A 12,298-nucleotide genomic window follows, 5' to 3' on the forward strand; every position below is an offset into this window, starting at 1 on the left:
AAAGACCCGCCGCCCGGGTCCCGGAACGGCAGGCCTTTCTTCATCACTCAAATACCCATGCGGCAGCGCCATCAGGCGTCCCCGGCGCAGGATCGGGCCCAGAATCAGGCGCCGGATATCAGGCGCGGGCGGCGCGGATCAGCGACAGGATATCCTTGGCGGCGGCGGGGATATTCGTCCCCGGTCCAAAGATCGCCTTGACCCCGGCGCCTTTCAGGAAATCGTAATCCTGCTGGGGAATGACGCCGCCGCAGATGACGATGATATCCTCGGATCCCTGCGCCTTCAGCGCCTCGATCAGCTTGGGTGCCAGAGTCTTGTGACCGGCGGCCTGACTGGAAATCCCGATGACATGGACGTCATTGTCGATGGCGTCCTGCGCGGCTTCTGCCGGGGTCTGGAACAAGGGTCCCACGTCCACGTCGAAGCCGATATCGGCGAAGGCGGTCGCGATGACCTTGGCGCCGCGGTCATGGCCGTCCTGACCCATCTTGACGACCAGCATCCGCGGACGGCGGCCCTCTTCTTCGGCGAAAGCCTCGACATCGGCACGGATCGCGGCGAAATCCGCATCACCTTCATAGGCGGCGCCATAGACACCGGCCAGGGTCTTGACCTCGGCGCGGTGACGGCCGAATTCCTTTTCCATCGCCATAGAGATTTCCCCAACAGATGCACGGGCCCGGGCCGCCTCGACAGCCGCCTCCAGCAGATTGCCACCCTCGCGGGCGCGGCGGGTCACTTCGTCCAGCGCGGCCTGACAGGCCGCCTCGTCGCGGGTGGCGCGGATCTGGTTCAGGCGCGCGATCTGGGCATCGCGGACCATCATGTTGTCGATGTCCAGAATGTCCAGATCGTCTTCCTTGGCCAGACGATACTTGTTCACGCCGACGATGACCTCGTCGCCGCGGTCGATCATCGCCTGACGCCGCGCCGCCGATTCCTCGATGCGAAGCTTGGGCATGCCGGTCGCCACGGCCTTGGTCATGCCGCCCAGTTCCTCGACCTCCTCGATCAGGGCCCAGGCCTTTTCGATCAGTTCGGCGGTCAGGCTTTCGACGTAATAGGACCCTGCCAGCGGGTCGATGACATGGGTGATGCCGGTTTCTTCCTGCAAGATCAGTTGGGTATTGCGCGCGATCCGGGCGCTGAAATCGGTCGGCAGGGCAATCGCCTCGTCCAGCGCATTGGTGTGCAGCGACTGCGTGCCGCCAAGCGCCGCCGACATCGCCTCGAAGGCGGTGCGCACGACGTTGTTATAGGGGTCCTGTTCCTGCAACGACACGCCCGAGGTCTGGCAATGTGTGCGCAGCATCAGGCTGCTTTCCTTCTTGGGGTTGAATTCCTGCATGATGCGGTGCCACAGGAACCGCGCCGCGCGCAGCTTGGCGGCCTCCATGAAGAAATTCATGCCGATGGCGAAAAAGAACGACAGCCGGCCCGCGAATTTGTCGACATCCATGCCGGTGGCCAGCGCGGCGCGGACATATTCGCGCCCGTCGGCCATGGTGAAGGCCAGTTCCTGCACAAGGTTCGCGCCCGCTTCCTGCATGTGATAGCCGGAAATCGAGATCGAGTTGAATTTCGGCATCTCGTTACTGGTATATTCGATGATATCCGCGATGATCCGCATCGAAGGTTCGGGCGGATAGATATAGGTGTTGCGGACCATGAATTCCTTCAGAATGTCATTCTGGATCGTGCCCGACAGCACGGCCCGCGAATGGCCCTGTTCTTCGCCCGCGACGATGAAATTCGCCAGAATCGGGATCACGGCGCCGTTCATGGTCATGGACACGGAAACTTTATCCAGCGGAATGCCGTCGAACAGGATCTTCATGTCCTCGACGCTGTCGATGGCGACACCGGCCTTGCCAACGTCACCTTCGACGCGGGGATGGTCGCTGTCATAGCCGCGGTGCGTCGCCAGATCGAAGGCCACGGACACGCCCTGCTGACCGGCGGCCAGGTTGCGGCGGTAAAAGGCGTTCGATTCCTCGGCCGTGGAAAAGCCCGCATATTGGCGGATTGTCCAGGGGCGGCCCGCATACATCGTCGCGCGCGGACCACGGGTGAATGGCGCGATGCCGGGCAGGGTGCCCATATGCGGCAGGTCCCGGACATCGGCTTCGGTATACAGCGGCTTGACCGTGATTCCTTCCAGCGTCTGCCAGTCCAGACTGTCGGGTTCGGCCCCTTTCAGTTCCTTTGCGGCCAGCTTGCGCCAGTCGTCCATGGTGGGTTTTGCGTTTTCGGTCATCTTGCGTCCTTTCCCACGACCCCTGGAAACCTATATGGATAGGCAAGTGAGGGGATGATGAAATTCAATCGGTTGATTTTGCTGGTGGCCGTTCCGCTGATTGCAGCGATGGGGGGCCGGTCCGAGGAAGACGAGCAGGGCTCGCGGTATGTGCGGGGCGTTGTCGGCGCGGGGCAGGAAACCCCTGCGGATCCGGTCGAGGCGCCCGTGGCCCCGGCCGAGCTGGAAATCGTCGCCGCGTCCGAGGCCGACCCCGACCAGTTCCTGTGGAAGCAGCGGCCCGTAGTGATCTTTGCCGATACGCCGCAGGATCCGGCCTTTGTTGAACAGTTGCGCATGATCGAACGCGATCCGGCGCAGCTTCTGGCGCGCGATGTGGTGATCGTCACCGACACCGATCCGGCGGCCGGTTCCGCATGGCGGCGCAACCTGCGCCCCGAAGGGTTTTCGCTGGTCCTGCTGGACAAGGACGGGCAGGTGAAACAGCGCAAGCCCTCGCCCTGGTCGGTGCGCGAAATCTGGCGCGCGATCGACAAATTCTCGCTGCGCAGGCAGGAAATCGGCAGGGCCGGGCTGGTGCCATAGGGCGCGGCCCGGCGGATTGGGCGCATTCCGTTGCCGTTGCGCGCGTTGCACGCAGGGATATTGCGAAATGCGCGCGTCATGACTACCTTTGTGTCACGGGCAGGGTGCTGCCCGTCGCGAATGTCATGCCTGCCCTGAAAGGAGCCGCCCATGAAAACGCCGCTTTCGCCGCGCAAACCGGATGCCCGGCCCTCGAAAAACCGTCCGGCTGATTCGCGCCCCGCTGCGTCGGATGACAGCTTCGTCGCCCGGCTGGCCAAGGCCCGCACGGCGAATGAAATGACCAGCCTGATCGGATTGAAACCCATCAAAGGCCGCTCCGGTCCAAAGATCGCCTATTAAGGCGATCACGCATTTCCGCCAGTTCTGACGGCAGACTGGCCGCGATGGCGTCCACGCGCGCCCGCTCATCGCTTTCATGCAATTCCAGAATCGTCGCATCGCCGCCATGCAGGCTGGCCAGCAGGATACGGATCGCCTCATATCCGGTTTCGCGCGCGACTTCGGACAGTTCCAGATAATCGACAAACATATCCGCCGCGCGGTCGCTGTTGCGGGCGGCCAGATCGGGCAGTTGCGTCTCGAACGACCGCATCAGCGCGATCTGGCGGTAATAGGTCACGACCGGGTCGATGACCAAACCGGGCAGGATATGCACCTCTTCGATGATCGCCGAGAAAATCCGGTCGTTGCTGTTGTCGGGCAGCATCTGGATAAAGCCGTTTTCGCGGATATGACGCACGGCGTCATGGGCGTCGCGCAGATCCAGCCGCTGGTTTTCCAGCGCGACGACATGGGCGCGGATTTCGGCCAGAATGGCGCGCTGGATATCGCTGACCCGTTCCGCCCGGCGCTTGGCGTCGCGGCGCAGGTTCTGGACCGCCACGACCCACCAGCCCGCAGCCAGAAACAGCCCGGCGATGACCGCCTGCTGCGCCTGAGGGCTGAGATATGGGTCCAGAGGCGGCATGGTTACCACAACCCTCGCCAGATGCGCGTGATGACATCAGGCCCGACGGGTGCCAGGGCGATGCGCAGGAAAACCTGCGCATCCGTATTCCGCACCACGAAAGGCAAGACGTGGAAACCCATCGGGATTTACTCGAACTCCATGATGATTTCGTCCACCGCAAGGCTTTGGCCGGGGGCGGCATGGATCGCCTTGATCACGGCCTTTTTCTCGGCGCGCAGGATGTTTTCCATCTTCATCGCCTCGACCGTGGCCAGCGCCTGACCGTCCTGAACCTCGTCCCCGACCTCGACATTGATCTTCACCACCAGACCCGGCATCGGGCACAGCAGCAGGTTCGAGGTATCCGGCGGCAGTTTTTCGGGCATCAGCCGCGCCAGTTCGGCGGCGCGCGGGCGGCGGACATGAACCTTCAGATCCGCGCCGTCCAGCCGCATCCGGAAGCCCGAGGATCTGCGTTCGACCTTGACCACCAGCGGCGCGCTATCGACATTGATCCGGGCCAGCGTCTGGCCGGGCAGCCAGTCGCTTTCGACGCGCAGCTTGCGGTCGCCGATCTGCACCGTGGAACCGCCCTTGTCGGCCGTGATGCGCACCGGGATTTCGCGGCCCTGCGCCACGACGACCCAATGCTCGCCGACATGGCGTTCGTGGTTGTCCAGACGCCCGGTGATGCGCGTGCGGCGGATTTCGGCGACGCGGAACATCGCGGCGGCGGCGGCGGCCAGACGGTCCAGCACCTCATCCGACAGCGTCGCGCCAAGGAAACCTTCGGGATATTCCTCGGCGATGAAGGCGGTGGTGATATTGCCCGAGACAAAGCGCGGGTGATCCATCACCGCCGACAGGAAGGGCAGGTTGTGGCCGATCCCCTCGACCTCGAATTCGTTCAGCGCCATGCGCATCGCGTCGATGGATTTCTCGCGGGTCGGCGCCCATGTGCACAGTTTCGCGATCATCGGGTCGTAGAACATGCTGATCTCGCCGCCTTCAAAGACGCCGGTATCATTGCGCACCGCGACATCGTCCAGCGCGATTTCCGCAGGCGGACGATAGCGCGTCAGCCGCCCGATCGACGGCAGGAAGTTGCGATAGGGATCTTCGGCATACAGGCGCGATTCCATTGCCCAGCCGTTGATCTTCAGATCCTCCTGCTTGAAGGGCAGGGGTTCGCCATTCGCGATGCGGATCATCTGTTCGACCAGATCGACGCCGGTGATCAGTTCGGTGACCGGATGTTCCACCTGCAAACGGGTGTTCATTTCCAGGAAATAGAAATTGCGGTCGCCATCGACGATGAGTTCGACCGTGCCCGCGCTGTAGTAGCCCACCGCCTTCGCCAGTGCCACGGCACTGTTCACCCATGGCCTTGCGGGTCGCTTCGGTCGACGAAGGGCTGACGGCGCTTCCTCGACGACCTTCTGGTGGCGGCGCTGGATGCTGACATTCGCGCTCGTTGCAGGTAGAGCGATGTTGCCGTGCTGATCGCCGAGAACCTGGATTTCGATATGGCGCGGACTGCGGCATGAATTTCTCGATGAAACATCGCGGTCGTCGCCGAAGCTGTTCAGCGCCTTCACGTTCGGACGATCTCGAAGCCTTCGCGCGCCTCCGTTTCGTTCACAGGCGAGGCGCATGCCCTTGCCGCCGCCGCCAGGCGCTGGCCTTGATCATCACCGGATAGCCGATCTGTCACTCGAGATCTCGACGGCATCATCGGCGTCGCGCGATCAGGCCCATATAGCCGGGCACGACGTATTCACGCCCGCGTCCTGCGCGATCTTTTCGACGTCGATCTTGTCGCCCATCGACCGCGATGGCGGGCGCTGGGCGGGCCGATGAAGGCGATCATTCGCCTTCGGCCTCCAGCGCGGCGGCGAAGTCCGGTGCGCTCGGACAGGAAGCCGTAGCCCGGATGCACCGGCCTCGGCGCCGGTCTGGCGTGCATGGCGTCCATGATCTTGTCGGCGATCGAGATAGGACTGGTTCGCAGGCGGCGGCCCGATATGCACCGCCTCGTCGGCCATCTGCACGATGCGGCGCGCGCGCGTCGGCGTCGGAATAGACGGCGACCGTCTGATATGCCCATGCGCCGCGCGGTCTTGATGACGCGGCAGGCGATCTCGCCGCGGTTGGCGATCAGGATCTTCTTGAACATGGCTGTCCCTTGGATTGGGCCTATAGGCCGGCGTTGAACGTGAAAACGCCGCCCCTGCGCATGGCGGGGACGGCGTCGATGGATTGTCCGGCCAGTGGCTGACCAGAAAGGATATGGCGATCAGTAGCCGCTGCAAACGCCTGCGTCGTTGCACAGTGCGCCAAGGGCAGCACCGGCCAGCGCGCCTTTTGCCGCGTCGCCGTCACAGGCTTTTGCCGCGACCGCTCCGGCACCGGCGCCGATGGCTGCGTTGCGGACGTTCGGGCTGACCTGGGTGCCGGGCTGGCAGGCTGCCAGGGTCGATGCGACGACCAGAAGGGCCGAAAGACGGAAGATGTTGCGGGTTTGCATGTCGTACTGCCTCGTGTTGTGAGCCTGAGCGGCTTGAGCACCGCCTCGGGGTCGTGGTTAATACCAGATGCATACGCAATGGCACAGGATTTTATTCCCGCCAATTGAAATGGCCGTGACAAATCGTGGATCGGCAAAGAGATGCGCATCAGGCCTCGTCCTCGTCGTCCCAATCGTCAAGGTCTTCGTCGTCCCAGCCAAAGTCCGGCGCCTCGGTCGCGAACAGTTCGGGGAACGATGCCTCGGCCCGTTTCAGATCGACGCGCAGCAACTGTTCATAGCTGGTCGGGTCCAGCTTGCCGATGGCGACGACCTCGCGGTTCAGCAGCCACGACAGGCGGCCCGCGTCCAGATTGCCCCGTTCAAAGGGTTCATCGCCGAAATGCTGGATCAGCGCCTGCAGGAATGCCGCATCGGCGCGGCGGTCCGGCGGCTGACGGTCGCGGAAACGTTCGCGCGCAACCAGTTTCGTCGCGCCCTTTTTATTGGCGCGGCGGATGGTGAATTGAAAATCGGAAGAGGGTAGACGACCCGGAAAGCCGCGATGCTTCAGCATGTTGCGCCCCCTGTGACAAAAGTTGCGAGGGCGGCGGCGGGCGCCGGGACTGGCTGCACAGCGGGGTGCAGCGGCTGACGCGGGCAAGAAAACCCGCCCGCGTCGACAGGCCTTAGTTGGCGCCGTATTTGCCCTGATAGACCGGCTCGGTCGTGACGGGGACGACAGGAACGACCGGCTCGGGCTGTTTCGGCGCGCAAGCTGCGGCAAAGCCGACGAGGACGATTGCGAAAGCAAGTTTCTTGGACATTGAGTCATACTCCAGTTGTGCGGGAACATTGTCCCGCGACTGCTCGGGTTGGCACCCGCTGCGACGGGCAGCGGATGGCGCATGATAGCCTTGGCAATGCGCGGCAGACAGGGCGGCAGGCGGCGCCACGGTTTTGCCCGGCGGCCCTGTGGCGCGGTTGCATCACAGGCGGAATGATGCTGCGGTCGCGGGCACATCACCACGGTCTCCAATCGCAGATATCGCGGTCGCGCGGCAGGGTGAAAGCCTCGAAAATCTGAAGAACATCAGGGTCGTATTCGCCAAAGCGCGATCTGCGGTCGGCCATGCTGATGACGATCTGTCCGGGTCTGCCCGCGCCCCCGGCGGCGGCCCTGACGATCTCTGGCAGGATGATTGTCTCGCACAGCCAGATGATATCATCGTGAACGGGATCCCTGAAAACCGAAACCGGGGCGGCGGGCAGGCGGTCGTGATCATCGCCCGACAGGCTCTGGTCGATGGCTGCATCCGCCGCCTCTTCGGCGCCGGGAAGGGTGATGACGGGGGCAAAGTCGAATTCCGCGGGATCGACCAGACCGTCGTCGATATAGTCGCCCTGATCGACCCCATCGTCGCCCATCGCGTCCAGGTCGATGTCCAGGGGTTCGCGGTCGCCATCCGCAGGCAGATATTCACCGGCGGGGCCGGTGGTCGACGCGACCCTCTGGGCGAGGTCCGGCATGACGTAGCGGTAGCGATAGGTCAAACCCATGTCTCCTAGATTGTCCTCAAGCCGCTCTTGCAGATAGGCCCGCGCGCCCGAAGGCAGGTCGATCATCGCCTGCGGCCCGGCTGCCGCGCAGCCCGCGCCGGTCGCCGCCAGAAAAGGCGACGCCAGCAGGGCAAAAGCGGCAGTCCATAAGCTCACAGCGGGATGTTGTCGTGCTTTTTCCAGGGGTTGGTCAGTTTCTTGTTGCGCAGGCTGGCGAAGGCGCGGGCCACGCGCTTGCGGGTCGAACGCGGCTGGATCACCTCGTCGATAAAGCCCTTTTCGGCGGCGACAAAGGGGTTCGCGAAACGGTCCTCGTAATCTTTGGTCCGCGCCGCGATCCTGTCGGTGTCGCCCAATTCGGCGCGATACAGGATCTCGACCGCGCCCTTGGCGCCCATGACCGCGATTTCCGCCGAGGGCCGTGCATAGTTGAAATCGCCGCGCAGGTGTTTCGAGGCCATGACGTCATAGGCGCCGCCGTAGGCCTTGCGGGTGATGACGGTGACTTTCGGCACGGTCGCCTCGCCATAGGCGAACAGCAGTTTCGCGCCGTGCTTGATGACGCCGCCATATTCCTGGCTGGTCCCGGGCAGGAAGCCCGGCACATCGACCAGCGTCAGGATCGGAATTTCGAAGGCGTCGCAAAGCGCACGAAGCGTGCCGCCTTGCGCGAGCTGTCGATGTCCAGGCAGCCCGCCAGCACCATCGGCTGGTTGGCGACGACGCCGACCGTCTGGCCTTCGATGCGGATGAAACCGGTGACGATATTGCCCGCGTGATCTTTCTGGATTTCGTAGAAATCGCCTTCGTCCGCGACCTTCACGATCAGTTCCTTCATGTCATAGGGCTGGTTCGGGTTGTCGGGAACCAAGGTGTCCAGACTGGCCTCGACCCGGTTCGGATCGTCGAAAAAGGGCCGGGTCGGCGCCTTTTCGCGGTTGTTCAGCGGCAGGAAATCGAACAGGCGGCGGATTTCGGTCAGCGCCTCGACATCGTTTTCAAACGCCCCATCCGCAACGGATGACTTTTTCGTATGGGTCGAGGCACCGCCCAGTTGTTCGGCGGTGACGACCTCGTTCGTGACGGTTTTCACCACGTCGGGGCCGGTCACGAACATATAAGAGGTGTCCTTGACCATGAAAATGAAATCGGTCATCGCCGGGCTGTAGACCGCGCCACCCGCGCAGGGCCCCATGATCACCGAAATCTGCGGCACCACGCCCGAGGCCATGATGTTGCGCTGGAACACATCGGCATAGCCCGCAAGGCTGGCCACGCCTTCCTGAATGCGCGCGCCCCCCGAATCGTTCAACCCGATGACCGGCGCGCCGTTCTGCAGCGCCATGTCCATGATCTTGCAGATTTTCTGCGCATGGGTTTCCGACAGCGATCCGCCGAAAACGGTGAAGTCTTGTGAAAACACATAGACCATGCGGCCGTTGATCGTGCCCCATCCGGTGACCACACCGTCACCATAGGGGCGGTCGTTTTCCATCCCGAAATCGGTGGAGCGGTGGCGGACGAACATGTCGAATTCTTCAAAGCTGCCTTCGTCCAGCAGCAGTTCGATCCGTTCGCGCGCCGTCAGCTTGCCGCGCGCATGTTGTGCGTCGATGCGGCGCTGGCCGCCGCCAAGGCGGGCCTCGCGGCGACGGTTTTCCAGTTCGTCCAGGATGTCCTTCATGCGTCCCTCCGTTCGATTGGGGCAGAGGTTACAGGCAGGATATCCTTGCGGAAAGCAGAAAGCGGAATATTTGCAAAATTGTGCGGGCGTGAAATCTGCTAAATTGCAAAACTGCAAACTGCCGCCGCGCCAAATCTCTTGACCTTTTCAGGGGCGCGGTTCATGCGGGGCACATGGGACTTATCATTGATTTGCAGGCCATCGTGGCCAATTGGCAGGCACTTGCCGCGCGCGCGCCGGGCGCGCGTCCCGCGGCGGTGGTCAAGGCCGACAGCTATGGGCTGGGCGCGACCCGTGTGGCGCCCGCGCTATATGCCGCGGGGGCGCGCGATTTCTTTGTCGCACTGGCATCCGAGGGGCGCGCCCTGCGCCCCCATCTGCCCGATGACGCCCGCATCATGGTCCTGTCCGGCCATATGCTGGGCGCGGATCTGACCGGGCTGATCCCGATGCTGAACAGCCCCGAACAGTTCTTTCGCGACCGTGCCATGCGGCCGGGCGGGGCCTTCGGCATCCAGCTCGACAGCGGCATGAATCGCCTCGGTTTCGAGCCTGCCGAATGGGCCGCCATCCGTGACGAGGCGCTGGCCGCCGGTCCGGTCCTGCTGATGTCGCATCTGGCCTGCGCCGACGAACCCGACCATCCGGCGAACCGCCAGCAGTTGGAGGCGTTTCGCGCCATGACCCACGACACCCATGTCCCGCGTTCGCTGGCGGCGACCGGGGGCACGCTGCTGGGGTCGCATTACCATTTCGATCTGGTCCGGCTTGGCATCGGCATGTATGGCGGCGAACCCTTTGCCGATGCGCAGCCGGTCGTCACCCTGTCGCTGCCGGTCATCCAGACCCGCGATGTCGCGCGTGATGAATCGGTGGGCTATGGCTATAGCTGGACGGCGCGGCGCCCGTCGCGCGTGGCGACGGTGGCGGCGGGTTACGCCGACGGGCTGATGCGGGCGCTGGCGCGCGATGGCAGGCTGGTCCTGTGGGCGGACGATCAGCCTTGCCCGGTGGTCGGGCGGATTTCGATGGACCTGATCACCGTCGATGTCACCGGTCTGGCCGAGGTTCCCGCCGAATTGCAGATTCTGAACCACCGGCAAAAGGTCGATGATCTGGCCGCCTTGGGCGGGACCATCGGCTATGAGATCCTGACCTCGCTTGGCGCGCGCTATCCCGGGGAATACCTTTGAACCCTGTCAGGCTGATCGGGCGGCTGGTCATCGCGCTGACGCGCCAGACCGGGCGGGTGGCGATTTTCGCGGGCAGGGGGCTTGCGGGCATCGTGCCGCTGCAGCCCGACCTGCTGCTGCGCCAGATCATGCAGATCGGCTGGCTGTCCCTGCCTGTCGTCGGACTGACGGCGCTGTTCACCGGGGCGGCGCTGGCGCTGCAACTGCATTCCGGCGGCCAGCGCTTTCAGGCGGGCGACGTCGTGCCCGCCGTCGTCGCCATCGGCATGGCGCGCGAACTTGGCCCGGTTCTGGGCGGGCTGATGGTCGCGGCCCGCGTGGCCAGTTCCATCGCGGCGGAACTGGGCACGATGCGGGTCAGCGAACAGATCGACGCGCTGGTGACGCTGTCCACAGACCCGATCCGCTGGCTGGTTTCGCCGCGCCTGTGGGCGGCGGCCCTGACCGTGCCGCTGCTGGTCGGCGTCGGCGATATCATCGGGATCATGGGCGGCTGGCTGGTCGGTGTGAATGTGCTGGGCTTCAACTCAGCCGCCTATCTGTCGAATTCATGGGCCTATCTGGAAAGCTGGGATGTGGTCTCCGGGCTGATCAAGGGCGCGGTCTTTGGCCTGATCGTGGCGCTGTCGGGCTGCTGGTTCGGCATGCACGCGGGCGGCGGGGCGGCAGGTGTCGGGCGGGCCACGACCAATGCCGTCGTCGGAGCCTCGATCGGGATTCTGGCCGCGAACTTCATCCTGACGGGGCTGTTTTTCTGATGTTGCGGATCCGTGGCCTGACCAAGCATTTCGGCGCGAAAAAGGTGCTGGACGGCGTCGATCTGGATCTGGCGCGGGGTGAAAGCCTTGTGGTGATCGGGGGATCGGGCACCGGGAAATCGGTGCTGCTGCGCTGCGTTCTGGGGCTGGAACGCCCCGATCACGGCCAGATCCTGTGGCAGGGTCAGCCGCTGGCCGGGCGCAACCGCGACGCCTTCATGCAGGGATCCGGGATGCTGTTTCAGCATGCGGCGCTGTTCGACAGCCTGCCGATCTGGCGCAATGTCGCCTTTCGCCTGCTGAAGACCATGCCCGCCGCCCCCGCCCGCCGCATCGCCATCGACAAGCTGGCGCGCGTCGGTCTGGGCCCCGAGGTCGCCGACCTGCACCCGGCTGAACTCTCGGGCGGCATGCGCAAGCGCGCGGCGCTGGCGCGGGCGATTGCCGCCGATCCGCAGGTGATCTTTTTCGACGAACCGACCACCGGGCTGGACCCGATCCGGGCCGCGCGCATCAATGCGCTGATCCGGGGCATCGTGCGCGAAACCGGGGCGACGGCGATCACCATCACCCATGACATGACCTCGGTCCATGCGATTGCCGACCGGGTGGCACTGCTGGATCAGGGGCGCATCCGCTGGCAGGGACAGCCGGGGCAGATGGACAGCGCCCCGGACGCCTATCTGCGGGACTTCACCCGTGGCATCTGGCGCGAATGACCCGTTCCCGCGAACTGCCCGCGAATGTGACGTTTACGCGAAAAATGCCGTCGCGGCGGCAAAACGGTTGCCGACCCCCTT

13 protein-coding genes and 1 pseudogene are annotated in these 12,298 nt (G+C 64.1%); 5 read left to right on the plus strand and 9 right to left on the minus strand.

Going from position 1 to position 12,298, the window contains the following annotated elements; genetic code table 11:
- Positions 1–118: 118 nt before the first annotated feature.
- Positions 119–2,260: a methylmalonyl-CoA mutase gene (gene scpA, locus PE067_RS07580; RefSeq protein WP_276188578.1), complete on the minus strand. Its 2,142-nt coding sequence runs from the start codon at positions 2,258–2,260 to the stop codon at positions 119–121.
- Positions 2,261–2,317: 57 nt separating this feature from the next.
- On the opposite strand from scpA, the gene PE067_RS07585 reads away from it, so the two are divergent.
- Together PE067_RS07585 and PE067_RS07590 are read left to right on the plus strand one after the other, a co-directional pair.
- Entirely contained in the window at positions 2,318–2,845 is a 528-nt protein-coding gene (locus tag PE067_RS07585) for a DUF4174 domain-containing protein (RefSeq protein WP_276188580.1), read from the plus strand.
- Between the two features lie 150 nt (positions 2,846–2,995).
- The gene (locus tag PE067_RS07590) at positions 2,996–3,187 is read left to right on the plus strand and encodes a hypothetical protein (protein WP_276188582.1); all 192 of its coding nucleotides are present in this window, start codon (positions 2,996–2,998) and stop codon (positions 3,185–3,187) included.
- On the opposite strand, the gene PE067_RS07595 is transcribed toward PE067_RS07590, so the two are convergent.
- The 8 genes and pseudogenes from PE067_RS07595 to PE067_RS07630 form a co-directional block, all read right to left on the minus strand.
- Positions 3,153–3,815, minus strand: a complete 663-nt coding sequence (locus tag PE067_RS07595; RefSeq protein ID WP_276188584.1) for a hypothetical protein — start codon at positions 3,813–3,815, stop codon at positions 3,153–3,155. The genes PE067_RS07590 and PE067_RS07595 overlap by 35 nt on opposite strands.
- Before the next feature lie 128 nt (positions 3,816–3,943).
- A complete protein-coding gene (locus PE067_RS07600; RefSeq protein ID WP_276188586.1) occupies positions 3,944–5,452 on the minus strand; it encodes a biotin/lipoyl-containing protein in 1,509 nt (502 codons plus the stop codon).
- Positions 5,453–5,545: 93 nt separating this feature from the next.
- A complete protein-coding gene (locus PE067_RS07605) occupies positions 5,546–5,842 on the minus strand; it encodes a hypothetical protein (protein WP_276188588.1) in 297 nt (98 codons plus the stop codon).
- A gap of 251 nt (positions 5,843–6,093) precedes the next feature.
- Complete coding sequence (locus PE067_RS07610; RefSeq protein WP_276188590.1) at positions 6,094–6,324, minus strand: hypothetical protein; 231 nt, start codon at positions 6,322–6,324, stop codon at positions 6,094–6,096.
- A 148-nt stretch (positions 6,325–6,472) separates the two neighbouring features.
- Complete coding sequence (locus tag PE067_RS07615) at positions 6,473–6,880, minus strand: hypothetical protein (RefSeq protein ID WP_276188592.1); 408 nt, start codon at positions 6,878–6,880, stop codon at positions 6,473–6,475.
- 112 nt (positions 6,881–6,992) lie between these two features.
- Positions 6,993–7,130, minus strand: a complete 138-nt coding sequence (locus PE067_RS07620) for a hypothetical protein (RefSeq protein WP_276188594.1) — start codon at positions 7,128–7,130, stop codon at positions 6,993–6,995.
- 196 nt (positions 7,131–7,326) lie between these two features.
- Positions 7,327–8,019, minus strand: coding sequence for a DUF6497 family protein (locus tag PE067_RS07625; protein ID WP_276188596.1), 693 nt, complete (start codon positions 8,017–8,019; stop codon positions 7,327–7,329).
- Positions 8,016–9,547 (minus strand): annotated as a pseudogene (locus PE067_RS07630) (acyl-CoA carboxylase subunit beta). Before PE067_RS07630 ends, PE067_RS07625 begins: the two are co-directional and overlap by 4 nt.
- Before the next feature lie 173 nt (positions 9,548–9,720).
- Here PE067_RS07630 and alr point away from each other — a divergent pair.
- Genes alr through PE067_RS07645 form a run of 3 tightly spaced genes read left to right on the plus strand, consistent with a single transcriptional unit; the run spans position 9,721 to position 12,217 of the window.
- Positions 9,721–10,740, plus strand: a complete 1,020-nt coding sequence (gene alr / locus PE067_RS07635; protein WP_276188598.1) for an alanine racemase — start codon at positions 9,721–9,723, stop codon at positions 10,738–10,740.
- Positions 10,737–11,498 (plus strand): ABC transporter permease, encoded by a 762-nt coding sequence (locus PE067_RS07640; protein WP_276188600.1) that lies wholly within the window; start codon positions 10,737–10,739, stop codon positions 11,496–11,498. Before alr ends, PE067_RS07640 begins: the two co-directional genes overlap by 4 nt.
- On the plus strand, positions 11,498–12,217 hold the full coding sequence (locus tag PE067_RS07645) for an ATP-binding cassette domain-containing protein (RefSeq protein WP_276188602.1): 720 nt from the start codon (positions 11,498–11,500) through the stop codon (positions 12,215–12,217). The genes PE067_RS07640 and PE067_RS07645 overlap by 1 nt, the downstream gene beginning before the upstream one ends.
- Positions 12,218–12,298 lie beyond the last annotated feature (81 nt).

Source organism: Paracoccus sp. DMF-8 (assembly GCF_029309835.1).
In the GTDB taxonomy this organism is placed as follows: Bacteria; Pseudomonadota; Alphaproteobacteria; order Rhodobacterales; family Rhodobacteraceae; genus Paracoccus.